At 62.4% G+C, this 23,338-nt stretch carries 28 protein-coding genes; 1 reads left to right on the forward strand and 27 read right to left on the reverse strand.

What is annotated here, in order from left to right; genetic code table 11:
• Position 1 precedes the first annotated feature (1 nt).
• From IAQ70_RS00275 to rpsJ, 22 genes are all read right to left on the reverse strand, one after another.
• Positions 2-571: an adenylate kinase gene (locus IAQ70_RS00275; protein WP_190987670.1), complete on the reverse strand. Its 570-nt coding sequence runs from the start codon at positions 569-571 to the stop codon at positions 2-4.
• Between the two features lie 5 nt (positions 572-576).
• Positions 577-1,887 (reverse strand): preprotein translocase subunit SecY, encoded by a 1,311-nt coding sequence (gene secY / locus IAQ70_RS00280; protein ID WP_190987314.1) that lies wholly within the window; start codon positions 1,885-1,887, stop codon positions 577-579.
• 217 nt (positions 1,888-2,104) lie between these two features.
• Positions 2,105-2,599 carry a 50S ribosomal protein L15 gene (gene rplO, locus IAQ70_RS00285; protein ID WP_190987315.1) on the reverse strand — a complete coding sequence of 165 codons (495 nt, stop codon included), beginning with the start codon at positions 2,597-2,599 and terminating at the stop codon, positions 2,105-2,107.
• Positions 2,600-2,806, reverse strand: a complete 207-nt coding sequence (gene rpmD, locus IAQ70_RS00290) for a 50S ribosomal protein L30 (protein ID WP_190987316.1) — start codon at positions 2,804-2,806, stop codon at positions 2,600-2,602.
• 3 nt (positions 2,807-2,809) lie between these two features.
• Entirely contained in the window at positions 2,810-3,541 is a 732-nt protein-coding gene (rpsE, locus tag IAQ70_RS00295; protein WP_190987317.1) for a 30S ribosomal protein S5, read from the reverse strand.
• Positions 3,538-3,921, reverse strand: a complete 384-nt coding sequence (rplR, locus tag IAQ70_RS00300; protein ID WP_190987318.1) for a 50S ribosomal protein L18 — start codon at positions 3,919-3,921, stop codon at positions 3,538-3,540. The genes rpsE and rplR overlap by 4 nt, the downstream gene beginning before the upstream one ends.
• Positions 3,922-3,923: 2 nt before the next feature.
• Complete coding sequence (rplF, locus tag IAQ70_RS00305) at positions 3,924-4,460, reverse strand: 50S ribosomal protein L6 (RefSeq protein ID WP_056344361.1); 537 nt, start codon at positions 4,458-4,460, stop codon at positions 3,924-3,926.
• 18 nt (positions 4,461-4,478) lie between these two features.
• Entirely contained in the window at positions 4,479-4,877 is a 399-nt protein-coding gene (gene rpsH / locus IAQ70_RS00310; protein ID WP_018773673.1) for a 30S ribosomal protein S8, read from the reverse strand.
• 91 nt (positions 4,878-4,968) lie between these two features.
• Positions 4,969-5,550, reverse strand: coding sequence for a 50S ribosomal protein L5 (rplE, locus tag IAQ70_RS00315; protein ID WP_190987319.1), 582 nt, complete (start codon positions 5,548-5,550; stop codon positions 4,969-4,971).
• Entirely contained in the window at positions 5,550-5,909 is a 360-nt protein-coding gene (gene rplX / locus IAQ70_RS00320; RefSeq protein ID WP_024366125.1) for a 50S ribosomal protein L24, read from the reverse strand. The genes rplE and rplX overlap by 1 nt, the downstream gene beginning before the upstream one ends.
• Before the next feature lie 3 nt (positions 5,910-5,912).
• Complete coding sequence (gene rplN, locus IAQ70_RS00325) at positions 5,913-6,281, reverse strand: 50S ribosomal protein L14 (RefSeq protein WP_024366126.1); 369 nt, start codon at positions 6,279-6,281, stop codon at positions 5,913-5,915.
• 935 nt (positions 6,282-7,216) lie between these two features.
• On the reverse strand, positions 7,217-7,525 hold the full coding sequence (rpsQ, locus tag IAQ70_RS00330; RefSeq protein WP_190987320.1) for a 30S ribosomal protein S17: 309 nt from the start codon (positions 7,523-7,525) through the stop codon (positions 7,217-7,219).
• Positions 7,522-7,851 carry a 50S ribosomal protein L29 gene (gene rpmC / locus IAQ70_RS00335; protein ID WP_066293285.1) on the reverse strand — a complete coding sequence of 110 codons (330 nt, stop codon included), beginning with the start codon at positions 7,849-7,851 and terminating at the stop codon, positions 7,522-7,524. Before rpmC ends, rpsQ begins: the two co-directional genes overlap by 4 nt.
• Before the next feature lie 2 nt (positions 7,852-7,853).
• The gene (rplP, locus tag IAQ70_RS00340) at positions 7,854-8,270 is read right to left on the reverse strand and encodes a 50S ribosomal protein L16 (protein ID WP_190987321.1); all 417 of its coding nucleotides are present in this window, start codon (positions 8,268-8,270) and stop codon (positions 7,854-7,856) included.
• On the reverse strand, positions 8,271-9,104 hold the full coding sequence (gene rpsC, locus IAQ70_RS00345; RefSeq protein WP_190987322.1) for a 30S ribosomal protein S3: 834 nt from the start codon (positions 9,102-9,104) through the stop codon (positions 8,271-8,273).
• Entirely contained in the window at positions 9,105-9,470 is a 366-nt protein-coding gene (gene rplV, locus IAQ70_RS00350; RefSeq protein WP_003803798.1) for a 50S ribosomal protein L22, read from the reverse strand.
• A gap of 38 nt (positions 9,471-9,508) precedes the next feature.
• Positions 9,509-9,790, reverse strand: coding sequence for a 30S ribosomal protein S19 (rpsS, locus tag IAQ70_RS00355; RefSeq protein ID WP_011692805.1), 282 nt, complete (start codon positions 9,788-9,790; stop codon positions 9,509-9,511).
• A gap of 12 nt (positions 9,791-9,802) precedes the next feature.
• A complete protein-coding gene (gene rplB, locus IAQ70_RS00360; RefSeq protein WP_164205891.1) occupies positions 9,803-10,642 on the reverse strand; it encodes a 50S ribosomal protein L2 in 840 nt (279 codons plus the stop codon).
• Between the two features lie 29 nt (positions 10,643-10,671).
• Complete coding sequence (gene rplW, locus IAQ70_RS00365; RefSeq protein ID WP_018773664.1) at positions 10,672-10,977, reverse strand: 50S ribosomal protein L23; 306 nt, start codon at positions 10,975-10,977, stop codon at positions 10,672-10,674.
• The gene (gene rplD, locus IAQ70_RS00370; RefSeq protein ID WP_190987323.1) at positions 10,974-11,597 is read right to left on the reverse strand and encodes a 50S ribosomal protein L4; all 624 of its coding nucleotides are present in this window, start codon (positions 11,595-11,597) and stop codon (positions 10,974-10,976) included. Before rplD ends, rplW begins: the two co-directional genes overlap by 4 nt.
• Positions 11,598-11,601: 4 nt before the next feature.
• Positions 11,602-12,252: a 50S ribosomal protein L3 gene (gene rplC, locus IAQ70_RS00375; RefSeq protein ID WP_108599010.1), complete on the reverse strand. Its 651-nt coding sequence runs from the start codon at positions 12,250-12,252 to the stop codon at positions 11,602-11,604.
• A gap of 17 nt (positions 12,253-12,269) precedes the next feature.
• Positions 12,270-12,578, reverse strand: coding sequence for a 30S ribosomal protein S10 (gene rpsJ, locus IAQ70_RS00380; protein ID WP_038464699.1), 309 nt, complete (start codon positions 12,576-12,578; stop codon positions 12,270-12,272).
• Between the two features lie 455 nt (positions 12,579-13,033).
• Here rpsJ and IAQ70_RS00385 point away from each other — a divergent pair, with 455 nt between their 5' ends.
• Positions 13,034-14,470 carry a GH1 family beta-glucosidase gene (locus tag IAQ70_RS00385; RefSeq protein WP_190987324.1) on the forward strand — a complete coding sequence of 479 codons (1,437 nt, stop codon included), beginning with the start codon at positions 13,034-13,036 and terminating at the stop codon, positions 14,468-14,470.
• Positions 14,471-14,477: 7 nt separating this feature from the next.
• On the opposite strand, the gene IAQ70_RS22985 is transcribed toward IAQ70_RS00385, so the two are convergent.
• The 5 genes from IAQ70_RS22985 to rpsG all read right to left on the reverse strand — a co-directional run bounded on the left by IAQ70_RS22985 (position 14,478) and on the right by rpsG (position 23,338).
• Positions 14,478-14,603 (reverse strand): hypothetical protein, encoded by a 126-nt coding sequence (locus tag IAQ70_RS22985; RefSeq protein WP_263406468.1) that lies wholly within the window; start codon positions 14,601-14,603, stop codon positions 14,478-14,480.
• Positions 14,604-14,633: 30 nt separating this feature from the next.
• Positions 14,634-19,016, reverse strand: a complete 4,383-nt coding sequence (locus tag IAQ70_RS00390) for a hypothetical protein (protein ID WP_190987325.1) — start codon at positions 19,014-19,016, stop codon at positions 14,634-14,636.
• A 216-nt stretch (positions 19,017-19,232) separates the two neighbouring features.
• Entirely contained in the window at positions 19,233-20,423 is a 1,191-nt protein-coding gene (gene tuf / locus IAQ70_RS00395) for an elongation factor Tu (RefSeq protein ID WP_190987326.1), read from the reverse strand.
• A gap of 260 nt (positions 20,424-20,683) precedes the next feature.
• Entirely contained in the window at positions 20,684-22,798 is a 2,115-nt protein-coding gene (fusA, locus tag IAQ70_RS00400; RefSeq protein ID WP_190987327.1) for an elongation factor G, read from the reverse strand.
• A gap of 69 nt (positions 22,799-22,867) precedes the next feature.
• A complete protein-coding gene (gene rpsG / locus IAQ70_RS00405; RefSeq protein WP_011692813.1) occupies positions 22,868-23,338 on the reverse strand; it encodes a 30S ribosomal protein S7 in 471 nt (156 codons plus the stop codon).

Below are 23,338 nucleotides of genomic sequence, written 5' to 3' on the forward strand. Positions count from 1 at the left end.
CTCAGGCGGTCTGGGCCGCCTTGATGGCCTCCATGACGCGGTCGGTGACCTCGTCGATGCCGCCGATGCCGTCAACCTGGGTCAGGATGCCGCGTTCGGCATACTTCGCGACAACTGCTTCGGTCTGCTCGTGGTACAGGTCCAGCCGGTGGCGGATCACGGCTTCGTTGTCGTCGCTCCGGCCGGTTTCCTTGGCACGGCCCAGGAGCCGCGCTACGAGTTCTTCGTCGTCGGCAGTCAGCTGCAGGACGACGTCGAGCTTTTCTTCGCTGGTGGCGAGGATCCCGTCGAGGTAGTCCACCTGCGCGGTGGTGCGCGGGTAGCCGTCCAGGAGGAAGCCGTTTTCGACGTCGGACTCGCTGAGGCGGTCGCGGACCATTTTGTTGGTCACGCTGTCCGGAACGAAGTCGCCGGCATCCATGTACTTCTTGGCTTCGATGCCAAGGGGCGTTTCGCCCTTCACATTGGCGCGGAAGATATCGCCGGTCGAGATCGCCACAACACCGAGGCGTTCGGAGATACGTTCCGCTTGGGTTCCTTTACCGGAGCCGGGTGGCCCAATAATCAACATTTTGGTCATCGCAATAGCCCTTCGTAGTGACGTTGCTGTAGTTGCGCATCTATTTGCTTGACGGTTTCAAGGCCAACGCCCACCATGATCAGGATCGAGGTGCCACCGAACGGGAAGTTCTGGTTCGCGTTGATCAGTACCAGTGCAATCAGCGGAATCAGCGCCACGAAGCCCAGGTAGATGGCGCCGGGCAGCGTGATCCGTGAGAGTACGTACTGCAGGTAGTCCGCCGTCGGTTTACCGGCGCGGATACCCGGGATGAAGCCGCCGTACTTCTTCATATTGTCGGAGACCTCTTCAGGGTTGAAGGTGATCGCGACGTAGAAGTAGGTGAAGAACACGATCATGGCGAAGTACAGCGCCATATAGATCGGGTGGTCTCCTCGGGTCAGGTTGTTGTTGATCCACTCAACCCATGGCTGAAGCTGCTCGCCGGGCTTGGGCTGGTTGAACTGTGAGATCAGCCCCGGCAGGTAAAGCATGGAGGAAGCGAAGATCACGGGGATCACGCCAGCCATGTTCACCTTGATGGGGATATAGGTGCTGGTACCGCCCACGGTGCGGCGTCCGATCATGCGCTTGGCATACTGCACCGGAACGCGGCGCTGGGACTGCTCCACGAATACCACCAGGGCCACGGTCACCAGCCCGATGGCGAGGACCAGGAAGAAGGTGCCCGGTCCCTGCGAGGTCCAGATGGCACCGAGCGAGGTGGGGAACTGCGCCGCGATGGAGGTGAAGATGAGCAGCGACATGCCGTTGCCCACACCCTTTTCCGTGACAAGCTCGCCCATCCACATGATGAGCCCGGTACCTGCGGTGAGGGTGATGATCAGCAGGATGGTGGTGATGATGCTGCTGTCGGGGATGATCGGCAGTGCACAGCCCGGGAGCAGCTGGCCTGAACGTGCCAGCGACACCAGTGTCGTTGCGTTCAGGAGGCCCAGGGCGATGGTGAGGTAGCGCGTGTACTGCGTGAGTTTGGACTGCCCGGAGGCGCCCTCCTCGTACAGTTCCTGGAACCGGGGAATAACCACCCGGAGCAGCTGCACGATGATGCTGGCCGTAATGTACGGCATGATGCCCAGGGCGAAGATGGACACCTGAAGCAAGGCACCGCCGCTGAACAGGTTGACGAGCTGGTAGAGCCCGCCTGCCGTCTGACCGTTCTGCAAGCATTGCTGGACATTCTGGTAGTTCACACCAGGCGAGGGAATGAAGGCACCCAAGCGGAAGATTGTGATGATTGCCAGCGTGAACAACAACTTGCGTCGCAGATCAGGCGTGCGAAAGGCCCGGCCAAATGCGCTAAGCAAGCGTCCTCCTGTGTTGTTAATAAGCGTGGTGTGATGGGGGTCAATAATCCCAACAACCGAGTCTAACGGGTGGATTGGCCATGCGAATAATCCGCAGGGCCAACCGCGCGACGGGCGGCAGGAATTACTCGGCGGGCGGATGCGAAAAAACTCCCGGCGTGCAGGGCCCTGGGGTCCTGCACGCCGGGAGTTTACAACGGGCTTCCGCCCACCGTCTCTAGAGAGCGGTGGTGCTTCCGCCTGCTGCAGCAATCTTTTCCGCGGCGCTGGCCGAGAATGCGTGGGCGGTGACGTCAACCTTGACGGTGATGTCGCCGGTGCCCAGCACCTTGACGGGCTGGTTCTTGCGAACGGCACCCTTTTCGACCAGGTTCTCCACGGTGACAGCGCCACCTTCGGGGAACAGCTCGTTGAGCTTGTCCAGGTTTACGACCTGGAACTCAACGCGGAACGGGTTCTTGAAGCCGCGCAGCTTCGGCAGGCGCATGTGCAGCGGCAACTGGCCGCCGGCAAAGCCAGCCTTGATCTGGTAGCGGGCCTTCGTACCCTTGGTACCGCGACCAGCGGTCTTACCCTTGGAACCTTCACCACGACCAACGCGGGTCTTGGCGGTCTTGGCACCCGGGGCGGGACGCAGGTGGTGGACCTTCAGAGCATTCTGCTTCTCAGCAGTCGCGCTCTGTGCCTTCTCAGCAGTGTTTTTCTCTGCCATTTACTTCGCCTCCTCTACCTTTACCAGGTGCGGAACCGTGTTGAGCATTCCAACGGTCACGGCGTCGGCGGTGCGGACAACGGTGTGTCCGATCCGCTTCAGGCCGAGGGACCGAAGGGTGTCGCGCTGGTTCTGCTTGCCGCCAATGACGGACTTGATCTGAGTGATCTCCAACTGGGAGTCGGAGGGAATCAGGTTCTTAGCCATGACTTAGACACCCGCCTTCTGGTTCAGGATTGCCTTCACCATTGCCGGCGGAGCAACCTCGTCGAGGGGCAGGCCGCGGCGTGCTGCCACTGCCGCCGGCTCTTCGAGCTGCTTCAGGGCAGCAACCGTCGCGTGAACGATGTTGATGGCGTTTGCGGAGCCCAGCGACTTGGAGAGGATGTCGTGGATGCCCACGCACTCCAGTACTGCACGGACCGGGCCACCGGCGATAACACCGGTACCGGCGGAAGCCGGACGCAGCATTACGACGCCTGCAGCGGCCTCACCCTGAACGCGGTGCGGGATGGTGTTGCCGATGCGGGGAACGCGGAAGAAGGACTTTTTGGCCTCTTCCACGCCCTTCGCGATTGCGGCAGGAACTTCCTTAGCCTTGCCGTAGCCAACGCCGACCATGCCGTTACCGTCACCAACGACGACCAGAGCGGTGAAGCTGAAGCGACGACCACCCTTGACCACCTTGGAAACGCGGTTGATGGTGACAACGCGTTCTATGAACTGGCTCTTCTCAGCTTCACGGCCGCCGTCGCGGCCGCCACGGCCACCACGGTCGCCGCGGCCCTGGCCACGGTCTCCACGCTCGCCACGACGAGCGCCGCCACGGCGGTCGTCAGCAGCGGCTGCGGGAGCAGTGGTCTCAGTGGCCGGAGCAGCTACGGCGTCAGTCGCCTTCTGATCTGCAGACACAGTGTCCTTTTCGTTGTTTGCTTCCGTCACAGTGACAGCCCACCTTCACGTGCGCCGTCAGCGACAGCAGCGATCCGGCCGTGGTACTTGTTACCACCGCGGTCGAAGACAACTGCTTCGATACCGGCAGCCTTCGCACGCTCGGCAACGAGCTCGCCAACGCGCTTGGCCTTGGCGGTCTTGTCGCCTTCAAATGCACGAAGGTCGGCTTCCAAGGTGGAGGCGCTTGCTACGGTCAGGCCCTTGGTGTCATCGACAACCTGGACGAATACGTGGCGTGCGGAACGGTTGACGACCAGACGAGGACGTACAGCCGTACCGGAGATGCGCTTGCGGATACGAAGCTGGCGGCGGCTGCGCGCGGCAGACTTGCTCTTGTTCGTACGCTTTTTGTTAATTGAGATGGCCATGGTTACTTACCAGCCTTTCCGACCTTGCGGCGGATGACTTCGCCTGCGTAGCGAATGCCCTTGCCCTTATAGGGGTCCGGCTTCCGCAGCTTGCGAATGTTGGCAGCAACCTCGCCGACCTGCTGCTTGTTGATACCTGAAACAGAGAGCTTGGTCGGGGTCTCAACTGCAAAGGTGATGCCGTCCGGTGCGGTGACATTTACCGGGTGGCTGTAGCCGAGAGCGAACTCAAGGTCAGATCCCTTGGCCTGAACGCGGTAACCAGTACCAACGATTTCAAGCTTCTTCTCGTAGCCCTTGGTAACGCCCTCGATCATGTTCGAGATCAGGGTGCGGGTCAGGCCGTGGAGTGAACGGGAGGCGCGCTCGTCGTTCGGGCGGGCGACAGTCAGGGTCTCTGCTTCCAGGGAAACCTCGATCGGGCTGGCCACAGTGTGGTTCAGCTCGCCTTTGGCACCCTTGACGCTGACGACAGAGCCGTCAACCTTGACCTCAACGCCGGCGGGAACGGTGATGGGGAGACGTCCAATACGTGACATTATTCTCTTCCTTTCCCGTTACCAGACGTAGGCGAGGACTTCGCCGCCCACGCCCTTCTTGCCGGCTTGCTTATCAGTCAAGAGGCCGGAAGAGGTGGACAGGATTGCGACACCCAGGCCACCGAGCACGTGCGGGAGGTTGGTGGACTTTGCGTAAACACGCAGGCCCGGCTTGGAAATACGACGAACGCCAGCGATTGAACGCTCGCGGTTCGGACCGAACTTGAGCTCGAGGGTCAGCTTCTTGCCAACCTCAGCGTCTTCTTCTTTCCAGGAGGCGATGTAACCTTCGGCCTTCAGGATGTCGGCAACGCGTGCCTTGAGCTTGCTGTACGGCATGGTCACGGAATCGTGGTATGCCGAGTTTGCATTGCGCAGACGCGTAAGCATGTCTGCGACAGGATCTGTCATTGTCATGGTGGGCTCTTGCCCTTCCTCATAACGGTTTCCTCGGTCCGGCCTCTGCAGGAACTGCAGGCTGCACCGAAGGACCTGTTACGTAGTTAGATTAGTCTTCGGCCTTGAACGGGAAACCAAGCGCCTTAAGCAGCGCGCGGCCTTCGTCATCGGTCTTGGCAGTGGTGACAACCGTGATGTCCATGCCGCGGGTGCGGTCGATGGAATCCTGGTCGATTTCGTGGAACATAACCTGCTCGGTCAGACCGAAGGTGTAGTTGCCATTGCCGTCGAACTGCTTGCCACTGAGGCCGCGGAAGTCGCGGATACGGGGCAGAGCCAGCGTGACCAGACGATCCAGGAATTCCCACATGCGGTCTCCACGCAGAGTTGCGTGTGCGCCGATGGGCATGCCTTCGCGCAGCTTGAACTGTGCGATCGACTTGCGGGCCTTGGTTACCTGCGGCTTCTGGCCGGTGATCAGGGTCAGATCGCGGACAGCGCCGTCGATCAGCTTGGAGTCCTTAGCGGCATCTCCAACACCCATGTTCACAACGACCTTCACCAGGCGGGGAACCTGGTTGACGTTGGTGTACTTGAATTCCTCAACGAGCGTGCTCTTGATGGAATCGGCGTACTTTGTCTTCAGACGAGGAACGATCTTCGCTGCCGGAGTCTCGAGAGTCTCAGTCATTAGATGTCCTTCCCGGAGCTCTTGGCCACGCGTACACGCACTTCGCGCTTCACGCCATCGCGCTCAACGGTCTCGGTGCGGAAACCGACGCGGGTGGGCTTCTTGGTGGACGGGTCAACCAGAGCCACGTTGGAGATGTGGATCGAGGCTTCGACGACCTCGATGCCACCGGTCTTGGTGCCGCGCTGCGACTGACCGACCTTGGTGTGCTTGGTTACGCGGTTAATGCCTTCAACCAACACGCGGTTGGTCTCGGGGAATACGCGCAGAACCTTGCCCTGCTTACCCTTGTCGCCGCCGCGCTCAGCCTTGGCGCCAGTGATGACCTGAACGAGGTCACCCTTTTTGATCTTAGCCATGGACTAGAGCACCTCCGGAGCCAGAGAAACGATCTTCATGAACTTCTTGTCACGGAGTTCACGACCAACCGGTCCGAAGATACGGGTACCGCGGGGGTCACCGTCAGCCTTCAGGATCACAGCTGCGTTCTCGTCAAACTTGATGTAGGAACCATCCGCACGGCGGCGTTCCTTCTTGGTACGGACGATGACTGCCTTGACAACATCGCCCTTCTTTACGTTGCCGCCCGGAATTGCGTCCTTGACGGTAGCGACGATGACGTCGCCAATGCCTGCGTAGCGACGGCCAGATCCACCGAGAACGCGAATGGTAAGGATTTCCTTAGCACCCGTGTTGTCGGCGACCTTGAGTCGCGACTCCTGCTGAATCACTATTTACTCCTTGCGTCGCGCCGGTTCTCAGACCGAAAATCTTCCTACGGAATGAGCCTTGCGGAACGGTTGATCGGGGTGTCTCTTGACCTGCCTGGATTTTGCCAGACCAGGCCTAAACTCCCGTGCCAAAAACATTTGCTTCCCAGGCGGTTTCGGACAGGTCCGAAGCGCTAGGGGGCACTATGCCGTGGCACGATTGTTTACGAGGTTGATGTTGGCGCACGAACGGCGCCATACAAACTCAAAATCTTAGCACAGTTTGGGCCATCTCCCATATCACACCCCGGCAGTCCGTGCCCACTCCCCGGCTGCCTCACAGGGGAACGCGCGACGGCGGCGCGCGCGGCACGCTTTCGGCCCGCCGCGGGTGCCGCTCCCCGTAAACCCGCGCCACCGCCGTCGGGCTCCTGCCCGCCCACCCTCCTCCCCCCGGACGCTCCCACTGCCGGACGCTCTATCACTTAATGCGGGTTTTCAACCAACGCTCTCTCACTCTCCTCAAGAAAGTGAGAGAGCGTACCCCGAAAACCTGCGTTAACTGAGAGAGCGTTCCAGACGGGGCGGACGACGGCGGCGCGCACGGCACGCTTTCGGCCCGCCGCGGGTGCCGCTCCCCACAAACCCGCGCCACCGCCGTCGGGCTCCTGCCCGCCCACTCTCCGCCCCCCCGGACGTTCCCACTGCCGGACGCTCTATCACTTAATGCGGGTTTTCAACCGACGCTCTCTCACTCTCCTCAAGAAAGTGAGAGAGCGTACCCCGAAAACCTGCGTTAAGTGAGAGAGCGTTCCAGGCGGGGCGGACGACGGCGGCGCGCACGGCACGCTTTCGGCCCACCGACGGTGCCACTCCCCCGCAATGCGAGGAAACCCCCGCTCCCAAAAAGGGAACGGGGGTTTCCAGGGCAGGACCTGCAAGCAGGCTGCGGGGTGTTACTTGGCCTTTTCGAGGATCTCGACCAGGCGCCACCGCTTAGTAGCGGACAGCGGGCGGGTCTCGGCGAGGAGAACGAGGTCGCCGATGCCGGCGCTGTTCTCTTCGTCGTGAGCCTTGATCTTGGTGTTGCGGCGGATGACCTTGCCGTAAAGGGCGTGCTTCACGCGGTCCTCAACCTGGACAACGATGGTCTTTTCCATCTTGTCCGAGACCACGTAGCCGCGCTTCGTCTTACGGTCACCGCGCTCGGCAGCGGTAGCTGCCGCGGAAACAGTTTCCGTCACGTTCTCGTCCTTTTCAGTCACTTGGCATCCTCCTCGGTCTCAACCGTTTCAGCCTTTTCGGCCTTCTTGGTTGCAGCCTTCTTGGACTTCTTCTCTTCCTTGGCTTCCACAACCGGTGCGGCAACCTCGGCACGAATGCCCAGCTCGCGCTCACGGAGAACGGTGTAGATGCGTGCGATGTCCTTCTTTACCGCGCGCAGACGACCGTGGTTCTCCAGCTGACCGGTGGCGGACTGGAAACGCAGGTTGAACAGCTCTTCCTTAGCCTTACGGAGTTCTTCAACGAGGCGCTCGTTGTCGAACGTGTCCAGCTGTGCGGATGCAAGTTCCTTGGATCCTACTGCCATTTCTATTCACCACCTTCGCGACGCAAAATGCGTGCCTTCAACGGGAGCTTGTGGATTGCCAGGCGCAGGGCCTCGCGAGCTACCGATTCTTCGACGCCGGAGATCTCAAAGAGAACCCGTCCCGGCTTGACGTTAGCGACCCACCACTCCGGCGAACCCTTACCGGAACCCATGCGGGTTTCGGCAGGCTTCTTCGTGATCGGACGGTCCGGGTAAATGTTGATCCAGACCTTGCCGCCACGCTTGATGTGGCGGGTCATCGCGATACGGGCAGACTCGATCTGACGGTTGGTTACGTATGCCGGGCTCAGGGCCTGGATACCGTACTCACCGAAGGAGACCTTGGTGCCGCCCGTAGCAGCGCCGGAACGACCCGGGTGGTGCTGCTTACGGTGCTTGACTCGACGTGGGATAAGCATTTAAGCCTGTCCTCCTTCTACTGCAGCGGGTGCAGCCTCAACTGCCGGAGCCTCGGCAGCCGGAGCTGCCTCTGCTGCCGGACGGTCGGTACGACGACGGCGGTCACCACGGTCAGCGCCACCCGGGCGGCCCGGGCGATCGCTGGGGCCGCGGCCGCGGGACGGAGCAGCAGCTGCCTGCTGAGCCAGTTCCTTGGCGGTGACGTCACCCTTGTAGATCCAGACCTTCACGCCGATGCGGCCGAAGGTGGTCTTGGCCTCGTAGAAGCCGTAGTCGATGTTCGCGCGGAGGGTGTGCAGGGGCACACGGCCTTCGCGGTAGAACTCCGAGCGGGACATTTCAGCGCCGCCCAGTCGACCGGAGCAGGCGATACGGATGCCCTTGGCACCTGCACGCTGCGCGGACTGCATGGCCTTCTTCATCGCACGGCGGAAAGCCACGCGGGAAGTCAGCTGCTCAGCAACGCCCTGGGCAACAAGCTGAGCTTCCATCTCGGGGTTCTTGACCTCGAGGATGTTCAGCTGAACCTGCTTGCCCGTGAGCTTCTCAAGCTCGCCGCGGATGCGGTCTGCTTCAGCGCCGCGGCGGCCGATAACGATGCCGGGACGTGCCGTGTGGATATCCACGCGGACACGGTCACGGGTGCGCTCGATCTCAACCTTGGCGATGCCGGCGCGCTCCATGCCCGTGGACATGAGCTGGCGGATACGGATGTCTTCGCGAACGAAGTCCTTGTACCGCTGTCCGGCCTTGGTGCTGTCAGCAAACCAGTGCGATACGTGATCGGTGGTGATGCCGAGTCGGAACCCGTGCGGGTTAACTTTCTGTCCCACTTAGCGAGCCTCCTCTTTCTCCGGGGTAGCGACTACCACGGTGATGTGGCTCGTGCGCTTCTTGATCTGAAATGCACGACCCTGGGCGCGCGGCTGGAACCGCTTCATGGTCGGGCCTTCATCAACAAACGCTTCGCTGATGATGAGGTCACCTTCGTCAAACGCAACGCCGTCGCGGTCCGCGAGGACCCGGGCGTTGGAGATTGCCGACTGAACTACCTTGAATACCGGCTCTGAAGCTGCCTGCGGGGCAAACTTCAGAATTGCCAGAGCCTCATTCGCTTGCTTACCACGAACAAGGTTGACGACGCGCCGGGCCTTCATAGGCGTTACGCGGATGTGACGCGCAATTGCCTTGGCTTCCATTGCTTTCCTTCTCTCGTCTTTGACGTAAGTGCAGGCGCCTAGCGGCGCTTGCCCTTACGGTCGTCCTTGACATGGCCGCGGAATGTCCGCGTGGGAGCGAATTCGCCGAGCTTGTGCCCGACCATCGACTCAGTGACAAACACCGGAATGTGCTTGCGTCCGTCGTGTACGGCGATCGTGTGCCCGAGCATGTCGGGGATGATCATCGAACGGCGGGACCAGGTCTTAATGACGTTCTTGGTGCCCTTTTCGTTTTCCCTGTCCACCTTCACAAAGAGGTGCTGGTCAACGAAAGGACCTTTTTTCAGGCTGCGTGGCATGTGTCCAGGCTCCTATCGCTTGTTCTTGCCAGTACGACGACGACGCACAATAAGCTTGTCGCTCTCTTTGTTCGGGCGGCGGGTGCGGCCCTCACGCTTACCGTTCGGGTTGACGGGGTGACGTCCACCGGACGTCTTACCCTCGCCACCACCGTGCGGGTGGTCAACCGGGTTCATGGCGACACCACGGACGGTCGGGCGAACGCCCTTCCACCGCATACGGCCGGCCTTGCCCCAGTTGATGTTCGACTGCTCGGCGTTGCCGACCTCGCCGATGGTTGCGCGGCAGCGCACATCAACGTTGCGGATTTCGCCGGAAGGCAGACGCAGCTGGGCGAAGCGGCCTTCCTTGGCAACAAGCTGGATCGATGCGCCGGCGGAGCGGCCCATCTTGGCGCCGCCACCCGGGCGCAGTTCGACTGCGTGGATTACGGTACCGACCGGGATGTTGAGCAGGGGCAGGTTGTTACCGGGCTTGATGTCAGCACCGGCACCTGCCTCTACGACGTCACCCTGGGACAGCTTGTTCGGGGCGATGATGTAACGCTTGGTGCCATCAACGTAGTGCAGGAGGGCGATGCGAGCCGTGCGGTTCGGATCGTACTCGATTTCGGCAACGCGGGCGTTGACGCCGTCCTTGTCGTGGCGACGGAAGTCGATCAGACGGTACTGGCGCTTGTGGCCACCACCCTTGTGACGGGTCGTGATCTTACCGGTGTTGTTACGGCCGCCCTTTTTGGGCAACGGACGTACCAACGACTTTTCCGGAGTCGACCGCGTGATTTCGGTGAAGTCCGCTACGCTCGAGCCACGACGGCCCGGGGTAGTCGGCTTGTATTTACGGATTCCCATAATTTATTTCCTCGTTAAAGTGGTCTCCGCTACGAGAGCGGACCGCCGAAGATGTCGATGGTGCCTTCTTTGAGGCTCACAATTGCACGCTTGGTGTTCTTGCGGGTACCCCATCCGAATTTGGTGCGCTTGCGCTTACCGGCACGGTTGATGGTGTTGATCGATTCGACCTTGACGGAGAAAATCTTCTCCACGGCCAGCTTGATCTCGGTCTTGTTCGAGCGGGGGTCCACCAGGAAGGTGTACTTGCCCTCATCGATCAGGCCGTAGCTTTTTTCCGATACGACGGGTGCAAGCACGACGTCGCGCGGGTCTTTGATGGTGGCTGCACTCACTTGGCATCCTCCTCGTTCTTTGCCACTGCCTTGTCAGCAACGAATGCTTCGTAGGCAGCCTTGGTGAAGACAACGTCGTCAGAGACGAGTACGTCGTAGGTGTTCAGCTGGTCTGCGTACAGAACGTGAACTCCGGCGAGGTTGCGCACGGAAAGTGCTGCAACATCGTTGGCGCGCTCGATGACAACCAGCAGGTTCTTGCGCTCGGAAACTCCGCGCAGCGTTGCCAGTGCGGTCTTGACGGACGGCTTGGTGCCCTCCACCAGTTCAGCAACAACGTGGATGCGACCGTTGCGTGCCCGGTCAGACAGTGCGCCGCGCAGTGCAGCAGCAATCATCTTCTTGGGGGTGCGCTGGCTGTAGTCACGCGGTGTGGGACCGTGGACAACGCCACCACCGGTCATGTGAGGAGCACGGATTGAACCCTGACGGGCGCGGCCGGTGCCCTTCTGCTTGAACGGCTTGCGACCTGCACCGGAAACCTCGGCGCGGGTCTTGGTCTTGTGGGTACCCTGGCGAGCAGCAGCGAGCTGGGCAACGACGACCTGGTGCAGCAGCGGCACGTTGGTCTGAACGTCGAAGATCTCTGCGGGCAGGTCAACCTTGACAGTGCTAGTCATTGAACTAGGCTCCCTTCACGGCGGTGCGTACGAGTACGACCTGGCCGCGGGCGCCGGGGACGGCACCCTTGATCAGGAGCAGCGACTTCTCGACGTCAACTGCGTGAACCGTGAGGTTCAGCGTGGTGTGACGAACGGCGCCCATGCGGCCGGCCATTTTCATGCCCTTGAAGACGCGGCTCGGGGTGGATGCGCCACCGATTGAACCGGGCTTACGGTGGTTCTTGTGGGCACCGTGGGAAGCTCCAACGCCGTGGAAGCCGTGACGCTTCATAACACCGGCGAAGCCCTTACCCTTGGTGGTGCCAATAACGTCGATCTTCTGGCCGGCTTCGAAGAGCTCAACAGAAAGCTCCTGGCCCAGCTCGTAAGTGTCAGCATCTGCAGTGCGCAGTTCGACGACGTGGCGGCGAGGCGTGACGCCTGCCTTTTCAAAGTGACCAGCCAGCGGCTTGGTGACCTTGCGGGGATCGATCTGGCCGTAGCCGATCTGTACAGCGACGTAGCCATCAGTGTCTGCGTTGCGCAGCTGGGTGATGACATTCGAATCTGCCTGGACCACAGTGACGGGGATGAGCTTGTTGTTCTCGTCCCAGACCTGGGTCATGCCGAGCTTCGTGCCCAGCAGGCCCTTTACGTTACGGGTTGCGGTCATAGTCTCTCAGCACCTCCCTACAGCTTGATTTCGATGTTCACGTCGGCCGGCAGGTCGAGACGCATAAGCGAATCAACAGCCTTCGGCGTGGGATCGATGATGTCGATAAGACGCTTGTGCGTGCGCATTTCAAAGTGCTCGCGGCTGTCCTTGTACTTGTGCGGAGAGCGGATTACGCAGTAGATGTTCTTCTCCGTAGGCAGCGGCACAGGGCCAACTACCGTTGCGCCTGCGCGCGTGACCGTCTCAACGATCTTCCGGGCTGAAACGTCAATGACCTCGTGGTCGTATGACTTCAGCCGGATGCGGATTTTTTGTCCCGCCATGTCGCCTGACTCTCTTTCGTTAGTGCTGCTCTGAGTAGGGCTGCTCTGTTCACTATTCGTGTTGCATGTGGCTGCCGAAGCATTTGAAGTCTGAACTACCACCCGCCGCACAAGCTGAATCCGGATAAATCCGGGTTCCTCAACCTGCCGACGTAACCGACCCCCGCGGTCGGGCGTGTCGCGCTTAGCACGCATACAAATCCGCAGTTCCATGGGGAGTGGGTTATGTTTGGTCTTCCACTTGGACCCTGACACCCGGCATTATCCGGATCGGGACACGAAGAAGCGCTTGAACAACTCATCTAGTATGCCGGATATTATCCGGAGAAGCGAATCTGCCGGCCGCTCCCCCAACTGGGTAGCAGCAGATGCCGGTTTGAGGGTCCATAACGACATCTGCTGCTACCCAGTTGGAAGTCATTGCCTTCGTCAACTTCCGAATGGATGATGGGGGGATGACCGTCGAAAATGACGTTTCCATTCAGGATTTGGCAGGTCGGCTGCCCCGCACCTTCACCCTGGGAGTAGCAGCCGCCGCTTTCCAGATCGAGGGCGGTCTGGCCGCCGGCGGCCGGGGCCCCTCCGGCTGGGATGCCTTCGTGGAGAAGCCGGGCGCCATCTGGGACGGCCACTCACCTGCGGTGGCCTGCGACCACTACCACCGCTCGGCCGAAGATGTCACGCTCATGCGGGAACTCGGCGTCGACTCCTACCGCTTTTCCATTTCCTGGCCGCGGATCCAGCCGGAGGGCCGCGGCGCGTTCAACACGCAGGGCCTGGACTTCTACGACCGCCTGATCGACCAGCTCCTTGAAGCGGGCATCTCCCCCATGGCCACTTTGTACCACTGGGATACGCCGCTGCCCCTAGAGCACGGCGGCGGCTGGATGAACAGGGTCACCGCGGAGCGGTTTGCTGAATACTCGGCCGCGGCCGGCAGGCGATTTGGTGACCGGGTGGACCAGTGGGTCACGCTCAATGAGCCGGCCTCGGTGGTGTTGAACGGCTACGCCCTAGGCACGCATGCGCCCGGACGTTACCTCCTCTTTGACGCCTTCCCCGCGGTGCACCACCAACTGCTTGCCCACGGCTTGGCCACTCAGGCGCTGCGTGCGGAGGGCGTCCGGGGCGGCATCGGTGTAACCAACCTACACTCCCCCGTCCGGCCGGCCTCCAGACGAATCAGGGACAGGGTTGTCGCCAAAGTATTCGACCTGATGTTGAACCGGATCTATGCCGATCCGATTCTCCTGGGCCGGTACCCCTCCTCGCTGAGGCTCGCGAAGCCGTGGCTGCGTTCCCTGCCCAGGATTTCCGACGCCGATCTGCGCACCATCCACCAGCCCGTGGACTTCTACGGCGTGAACTATTACCAGCCGGTAAAGGTGGCTGCCGGCCAGGGCACCGGCGACGACCTCACGGTGCCGGCAGAAGCGATGATCCGGATCCCGGCCCATCAGGTGCCGTTCGACGAGTACGGGACGACGGGCTTCGGCTGGCCAGTGGCTCCTGACCACCTGGGAATTTTGCTGCGCGAACTGAAGGACCGCTACCGGGACGCCTTGCCGCCGCTCTACATCACTGAAAGCGGCGCCAGCTTCCCGGAGCCGGAGCACGTGACGGGCCCCATTGATGACCGTCAGCGGATCGACTACCTCGCGGGCCATCTGCACCACGCGCTGGAGGCAACAGCCCCCGGCGGCATCGCCGAAGATGTCGATCTTCGCGGCTACTATGTGTGGACTTTGATGGACAACTTTGAATGGGCTGCCGGATACTCACAGCGCTTCGGCCTGGTGCACGTGGATTTTGACACCCTGGAACGCACCCCGAAGGAGTCGTTCTATTGGTACAGGGCGCTCAGCCGGGCCCGGAAACCGTTGGCTGACTGAGGCCCGGTTACTGGTTCTTGTTGGCGCGGTTAATGCGCTTGGCGCGGTCGATCTCGTTGCGGAAATACTTCTTGGCCCAGAACCCTCCGGCGACCACGGCAGCCACGATGATCAGAAAAATCAGCCATTCCATGATGTACTCCTCTCGCTGTTAGCAACAGTATCAGTGCCTTCGGGGCGGTTTCCTGTCACCGCGGAACTCTCCCCCTCTCGCCGGCCGCCTGTCCCCTGTTTCCGTCGACTGCTCCCTGTCACTGCCAAGCCAGAGGCCGGTCGAGGGGTCCGGCCCACGTGCCGGACCGTCTGCCGGTCCAGCGATCGGCCCGGTCCCGGGCCCGGTCGCGGGCGCGGTCGCGGGCGCGTCGGGTCCCGCGCCGGCCGGGCCGCGGTTCAAGCGCCAGACCGCAAAGGCGATCAGCCCCACAGCTATCACCGCAAGGAGCAGGAACGTGTAATTCCTCATCGCCCACAGAATGCAGGCCGCCACACCGGCCGCGCCCCACCAGACAAACATCCGCTCGCCCGCAACAAGGCCAGCCACCAGCAGCAGCGCCAGCAGGACCAGCACCCACAACTGTTGCGCACCGGTTCCGCCGAACACGACACCCAGAGCACCCAGCGACAACAGCCCGGCAGCGGCACCCACCAGGAACCGTCCGGCCTGCTGATGGCCGGAGACGTAGCGGCACCCGCCGAGGACAGCGCCCAGGACTACGTACCATTGAGCCACCCAGAACGGATCGGGAAGGCCAGCGAACACCCGGCCATTCAGCCTGACCGGCACATCCAGGGCAAAGATGGCGGCGCGCTGGACCGCTGCCGTAAGAGCCAGGGCACCCACCTCCAGGGCAATCCGCCGCGCCTTTGCAGGGGCCTCCCGGTAGGCGATTCCGACGGCGGCGGCCAGGACCGCTGCGGCCGTCCAGGAGGTGACGTCATGCCTAACTCCCGCCATGGCCACCAGGAGCAGACCCAGGAAGGCGCCGCCCGCAAGCGACCAGCGACGCACCGGATCGCCTTCCAGCGGGCCGGCGTCCACGCGGCCCACGTCCACCCGGCCCACGTCCAGGCGGCTGGCGTCCAACGCGTCACCGCGAATCAGCCGCCCAGCATAGAGTGCAACCGAGGCCGGGGCCGCGCCTGCCAACCATGGCAAGAAACCGCCCCAGGCTCCGGCAGTATCCGGGAGCGCCTCCCCCGCCAGTGCAATGGCACCCCAGAGCGTTGCCAATGCTGCCGGTGGGTACAGCAGCGCCTGGTCCTCGACGTGCGAAGCCGCAAACAACACCACGGCCAGAACCAGAACAGCAGCACCCGTCACCCAGCCTGCCGCCAACGGGGAGACGACCAGGCCCGCGCCAGCGAAGGAGCCGGCGGTCACCAACCAGAGCCAATGCTCAATATCTCCAGCGTCCACGTTGCGGCTGCGTCGAAGGGCTCCGGCCGCAACGGCGAGCAACGCTACGGTCAGCAGCACCGCAGCGGTCCCGGTGTGGCTGAACACCGCGGAGACCAGGAACGTCCCGCCGAAAGTGACCAGCGGCCCCAGCGCGAGAACTCCGAACAGTGCCGCATACACAGCAAAGTAAAGGGAACCCCGGGCTGTGAACAGTTTGCGGGCCACGGCTGCAGAGACAAGAAGCAGGAGCAGCTCGAACAGCACCACCCAGCGGCCGCCGTCGTCATGCTGTGCCGGCAGCCTGGCGGCACTTTGTCCCGCCAGATACACGAGAGGCAGGATGGCCTGCCCCGCCAGCGTGATCCAGACTGCAGCCTGCTGGTACGGGACCTCGGCCAGCCGTGCGCGCATCGCCCAACGGACTCCATGCTGGGCGGCCAGCACCAGGGCAAAGGTCACGGAAACCACGGTGGCTGAAGCGGTGATGTCATAGCTCAGTACCAACGCCAGGCCTGCGGTCAGAACCCGGGCGGCGACGAAGTACCAGCCCTTCCAGGCACGCTGCGGCTCCGCCACCACCATCAGCGTGCTGTAGACGGCGAAGATACCCAGGACCAGTTCAACGATCAGGAGGCTGCCGTTACTGAAGGCCAGCAGTGAGCCGAACGCGAACGGCGCCAACCAGAGGGCACCTGCCTCGCGGCGGAGGAAGTAGCCTGACGCAGCGCCGCCCAGGGCCGCAAGTACCGTAGCGGAGGTGTGCTGCCATCCTGCGGAATCGGCCTGCGCCAGAAGGGCAGTGGCCACCAGCTGAACGAGGATCACTGCGGCAGCGTCTGCGGCAATCCCGCGGGGAGCACGACGGCGTGCTGCCGCCACCAGCGGCAGGCACAGCTGGAGTGCCAGTACCGTGACGAGGACCAAGGCGGGGCGCACCGCCTCATCCCCGATGACCACGGCGCCGGCGTCCCGCTGCAGCTGGTCAAAGGCCGTCATGGTGAGGACCGTTGCTGCCGCCCGGGCGAACCACCAGTAGGCCCAGCGGTGTTGGCGCAGCGGCAGGCGCTTCGCCGTGATCACCAGATAGGCGACCACGAAGAGCAGCGCCACGTTTCCGGCACCCTGCGAGACCGCCTGGAAAGCCACGGCAACAGCACCCACGGACAAGGCCAGCGGCACCGCTTCCCACACAGTCGCGGACCAGTCCTTCTCCGCAGCAGGCCGCGGAAGCAGCATCGCCCCGACCCCGAGGGCCGCCAGCAGTTGAATCATCAGGGCCACGGCCGTCAGGGCGTGGTCCGGTGCGGCCTCGAGGAACGGCAGCGCGACCAGAACCAAGGCTCCCGCGGACCCGAATGCTCCCAGCGTGGCCTGCGGGGCAAAAGCGGACACCCCGGAACGCTGCAGGGCGGCGGTAAGGAGTTGCTGGCACACCAGTGCTAGCAAAAGTGCGAACGCCGAGGCTTCATCCCGCCCTGGCCCCTGCCCCATCACGGCCGCCACAGTCACGGGCACAGCGAGCGTGAGTGCTGCCCGGGCTCCCAAAACATGCCGTCCACGGGCTGTTCCTGCCGAGAAGGCTCCGCGGACAGCCCAATAACCGGAGCCCAGAAGAAGCATCACGGCCAAGGGCCACTCGCCCATGGGCCCACTTGCCAGCCCCGCCATGGCAAGGGCAGCTACCGGCCCCCACTCGGTGCGGCCACGCCATCTGGCAGCCAGCACCATGCCAGCGGCGAGCGAGCAGGCCACCGGAATCCACAGCGGCACTGCCAGCTCCCTGTCCGCCAGACCCTCCCTGACAAATAACTGGACGAACCTGGCGACTTCCTGGGCAGCCCCAAAGGCCACCGTGGCCGCCAGCTGCACCGCAAAGGTGACCACGGCATCAGTCTGCCAGCGGGCACCGGCACCACTGCGGGAAGCGCCGGCGGCAGGACCGTGGGAAGCCCTCTGAGGACCTCCGGCACGCCGGCCGGGAAGCTGCGGGCCGACAAATACGTCCGCCAGCCGGGCGGACAACAGCGCCACGCCCAGCACCTGGACAGCGAGCAGGACGCTGGCCGTCAGCAGGGCATCGCTCCCCCGGCCGGTCAAGTCCCAGATCGCGACGGCGGCCGCTACAGTCAGGGCAGCCCGGGCGGCGTAGAAGTTGCGGAGCCGCCACGGCCCCGGGACAACAGACATCAATGCGAAATAGACCCCGCACAAAGCAATGATGAGCGCGTATTCGGCCTTGTCCAGGTACAGGGGCACGCAGGTGGCAGCGGCAGCCACCGCCGGAACCACGTAGGGGTGCAGGACCATCAGCGGCCGGACATAGACGGGCGGCAGCCAGCCGGGCCGAGCCAGGGCAAGGACGGTCAGCAATGCAGCCACACCGATCAGCGACGCGAAATACCAAACCAAGGCGCCGCCGAGGACGGAGACTCCGGAGAACGCCGTGGAAGCGAGGAAGGTCAGCGATAGGTAAACCAGCACCCGGCTCTCCAGCCGGACAGCCGCCGCGACGTAGGCCATGGTGCCCACTAACGACGTCAACAGCCAGGCTGTAGGACCGTTTGGCAGGGCAAAGTTGTACAGCGCCAGGCCCATCACCGGAACGAGGGCAAGTCCGGTGCCGGCGAACGCCACCGCGGCCGGCCGGAGCCGCGGCACCCGGGAATGGAGTACAAAACCCGCGCCGTAGAACAACGCGGTAACGGTGACGACCCCCGCGAACCGCATCATGGGCGGAAGGCTTGTGCCGATGAACAAGGCAGCGGCCGCCACCAGGAGAAGACTGGCTACGTAGAGGGTGATGTTGATGTTTTGGCGGTCCCGCTTTTCGCGTCGCGCCTGGCGCTCGGCCGGCGTCTCCGGGTACCTCTGGAAGGCAGCGGCCGGCGACGGCGACGGCGACGGCGCCTGGATGGTTACGCGTGCAGGCCATGCCTGCGGCGCTGCAGGCGGCAACGGCGACACTTCAGCCCAGGGTGATGGAGGTGTCAACGCAACCGGAACGTCGGCGACCGGAACCGGAGCCGGCGCAGGCACGCCGCCGCGTGCCGCCGTCGTACTTCCTGTTGCCGGCGGCACGTCGGGGAGCGGCTGGGACGGCGCGCCGCGGCCTGTACCCAGTTGCCCCGCTGCCTGGAGTTTGGCCACGGCATCAAGCCATCCCTGGAGATGACCGGCGCGGTATCCCGCCTCATAAGATTCGTTCCTCAACGTGATACCTCCGGCGCAGATCAGTCCGCACAATTAATCCAGTGATTGGATTAACGATAGCAAACAACAGCCCCGCCGCGTAGATACGCAGCGGGGCTGTTGATAAGTGTCAGCGGACCGTCATGCGGCCTGCCAACATCAGATCAGCAAGTATTACTTGATGATCTTGGTAACGCGTCCTGAACCAACGGTGCGGCCGCCTTCGCGGATAGCGAAGCCGAGGCCCTCTTCCATGGCGATGGGCTGGATGAGCGCAACGGTCATCTCAGTGTTGTCGCCAGGCATAACCATTTCCGTGCCTTCCGGCAGGGTGATAACGCCGGTTACGTCCGTGGTGCGGAAGTAGAACTGCGGGCGGTAGTTCGAGTAGAACGGGTTGTGACGTCCGCCTTCGTCCTTGGAAAGGATGTAGACGTTGGCCTCGAAGTCGGTGTGCGGGGTGATGGAACCCGGCTTGACGACAACCTGGCCACGCTCTACGTCATCACGCTTCAGACCGCGGAGCAGGAGGCCACAGTTCTCGCCGGCCCATGCTTCGTCGAGCTGCTTGTGGAACATCTCGATACCGGTAACCGTGGTCTTCTGGATCGGGCGGATGCCGACGATCTCGACCTCGGAGTTGATGGCGAGGGTTCCACGCTCGGCGCGGCCCGTAACAACGGTGCCACGGCCGGTGATCGTGAAGACGTCTTCGATCGGCATCAGGAAGGGCTTGTCGCGGTCGCGGATGGGGTCCGGAACAGAGTTGTCGACAGCTTCCATGAGCTCCTCGACGGACTTGACCCACTCCGGGTCGCCTTCCAGAGCCTTCAGGCCGGAAACGCGGACAACCGGTGCTTCGTCGCCATCGAAGCCCTGCGAGCTCAGGAGCTCACGAACTTCCATTTCAACGAGGTCCAGCAGTTCCTCATCGTCAACCATGTCGGACTTGTTCAGCGCGACCAGCAGGTAGGGAACGCCAACCTGGCGGGCGAGCAGAACGTGCTCGCGGGTCTGTGCCATCGGGCCGTCAGTGGCGGCAACCACGAGGATTGCACCGTCCATCTGTGCAGCACCGGTGATCATGTTCTTGATGTAGTCAGCGTGACCCGGGGCGTCTACGTGTGCGTAGTGGCGCTTCTCGGTCTGGTACTCAACGTGGGAGATGTTGATGGTAATGCCGCGCTGACGCTCTTCGGGAGCAGAGTCAATGGACGCGAAGTCACGCTTCTCGTTGAGAGTCGGGTACTTGTCGTACAGCACCTTGGAAATGGCGGCAGTCAGCGTCGTCTTACCGTGGTCAACGTGACCAATGGTGCCGATGTTGACGTGCGGCTTAGTCCGCTCGAACTTTGCCTTTGCCACAGGTTCCTCCTAGAACGTTTTCAAATGACTTACCCTTCAACCGCGCTTGTCGCGGCAGAAACTCAAGCAAGTCTACTTGGGGGGCTTTGGATTGGTGAAATTGCAGATTCAGGAACTAATACTAGTGCCTAGAGCCTGTTCGTGCAGATGGCCGCGGCCCGGCTTGACCGGACTGCATCCGACCGGGACCCGGCCACCTGCACCAGGTGGCTTCCGTCAACCGGAAACGCACCCGAGTTTTTGCTGCGAAGCCGTAAAGACTACTCGCCGCGGTTCTTCTGGATGATCTCGTCGGCAAATGCCTTCGGGACCTCGGCGTAGCTGTGGAACGTCATGGAGTACACAGCGCGGCCCTGGGTCTTTGAACGCAGGTCACCGATGTAGCCGAACATGCCGGACAGCGGGACGTGCGCACGGATGACCTTGACACCCTGTGCATCTTCCATGGACTGCATCTGGCCACGGCGGGAGTTGATGTCGCCGATAACTTCACCCATGTATTCCTCAGGGGTGCGGACCTCGACATCCATCAGCGGTTCAAGCAGGACAGGGTTCGCCTTGCGTGCGGCTTCCTTGAAAGCCATACGGCCGGCGATCTTGAACGCCATTTCCGAGGAGTCAACATCGTGGTAAGCGCCGTCAATCAGCGTCGCCTTGATGCCAACAACCGGGTAGCCGGCCAGGACGCCGTCGTTCAGTGCATCCTGGATACCAGCGTCAACCGAAGGGATGTATTCGCGAGGAATACGGCCACCGGTCACCTTGTTCTCGAACTCGTACAGCTCGCCCTCGGAAGTGTCCAGCGGCCCAATGGCAATCTGGATCTTCGCGAACTGGCCCGAACCACCGGTCTGCTTCTTGTGCGTGTAATCGTGACGCGCAACAACATTCTTGATGGTTTCGCGGTACGCGACCTGCGGCTTGCCGACGTTGGCCTCGACCTTGAATTCGCGGCGCATGCGGTCCACCAGGATGTCCAGGTGGAGCTCGCCCATGCCGGCGATGATGGTCTGACCGGTGTCTTCGTTGAGGGAGACCTGGAAGGTCGGGTCCTCAGCGGAGAGCTTCTGGATGGCCGTGGAGAGCTTCTCCTGGTCACCCTTGGTGTTCGGCTCGATGGCAACAGAGATCACGGGCTCCGGGAAGCTCATGGACTCGAGAACGATCTGGTTGGCGGAGTCGCACAGGGTGTCGCCCGTGGTGGTGTCCTTCAGACCGATCGCTGCGTAGATGTGGCCGGCGGTAGCGCCGTCAACGGGCATTTCCTTGTTGGCGTGCATCTGGAACAGCTTGCCGATGCGCTCCTTCTTGCCCTTGGTGGAGTTGACCACCTGTGCGCCTGCTTCCACGTGACCGGAGTACACGCGGATGAAGGTGAGCTGGCCGAAGAACGGGTGCGCGGCAATCTTGAACGCCAGAGCCGAGAACGGCTCCTCAGAGGAAGGCGCGCGGACGATCTCCTTCTCTTCGTCGCGGGGATCGTGACCGATCATCGGCGGGACGTCGAGCGGGTTCGGCAGGTAGTCGATGACAGCATCGAGCATCGGCTGAACGCCACGGTTCTTGAACGCGGAACCACAGAAGACCGGGTAGAGCTCGGAGTTGATGGTCATCTTGCGGATGCCAGCCTTGAGTTCCTCGACGGAAATCTCTTCGCCTTCGAGGTACTTCTCCATGAGCTCCTCGGAGGACTCTGCAACGGTCTCAACGAGCGCTGCGCGGTACTCTTCGGCCTTTTCCTTGAGGTCAGCCGGGATCTCCTGGACCTCGTACTTGGCACCCATGGTGACGTCACCCTTGGAGTCGCCCGGCCAGACCAGCGCGCGCATTTCCAGGATGTCGACGACGCCGATGAAGTCGTTCTCGGCTCCGATCGGCAGCTGCATAACGAGCGGCTTGGCACCGAGGCGGCCAATGATGGTGTCGACGGTGAAGTAGAAGTCAGCGCCGAGCTTGTCCATCTTGTTGACGAAGCAGATGCGCGGGACGTTGTACTTGTCAGCCTGGCGCCACACAGTCTCGGACTGCGGCTCCACGCCTTCCTTGCCATCGAAGACGGCGACAGCGCCATCGAGGACGCGCAGTGAGCGCTCAACCTCAACGGTAAAGTCAACGTGGCCGGGGGTGTCGATGATGTTGATCTGGTTGTTTTCCCAGAAGCAGGTCACGGCGGCAGACGTGATGGTGATGCCGCGTTCCTTCTCCTGTTCCATCCAGTCAGTGGTCGAAGCGCCGTCGTGCGTTTCGCCGATCTTGTGGTTCACACCCGTGTAAAACAGGATGCGCTCGGTGGTGGTGGTCTTGCCGGCATCGATGTGAGCCATGATGCCGATGTTGCGGACCTTACTAAGGTCGGTAAGCACGTCCTGTGCCACGGTGTCTCCCTTTCGGATGGACTACACGTTCGCCGCCGGCTCAGGTGAGCCGGCGGCGTCCGGGAGTTATTACCAGCGGTAGTGTGCGAAGGCCTTGTTGGATTCGGCCATCTTGTGGGTGTCTTCGCGACGCTTCACAGCGGCACCGAGACCGTTGGAGGCATCCAGGATTTCGTTCTGGAGGCGCTCGGTCATGGTCTTCTCGCGGCGGGCCTTCGAGTAGCCAACCAGCCAGCGCAGTGCGAGGGCGGTAGAGCGACCTGGCTTGACCTCAACCGGAACCTGGTAGGTGGCGCCACCGACGCGGCGTGAGCGGACCTCGAGGGAAGGCTTGACGTTCTCCATGGCCTTCTTGAGGGCTGCTACGGGGTCGCCGCCGGACTTGGCGCGGGCGCCTTCGAGGGCACCGTAAACGATGCGTTCTGCGGTGGACTTCTTGCCGTCAACCAGCACCTTGTTGATCAGCTGCGTGACCAAGGGGGAGCCGTAAACGGGATCTAGTACGAGCGGCCGCTTCGGGGCCGGACCCTTGCGAGGCAT

Origin of the sequence: Pseudarthrobacter sulfonivorans (genome assembly GCF_014712225.1) — a bacterium.
Lineage (GTDB): Bacteria > Actinomycetota > Actinomycetes > Actinomycetales > Micrococcaceae > Arthrobacter > Arthrobacter sulfonivorans.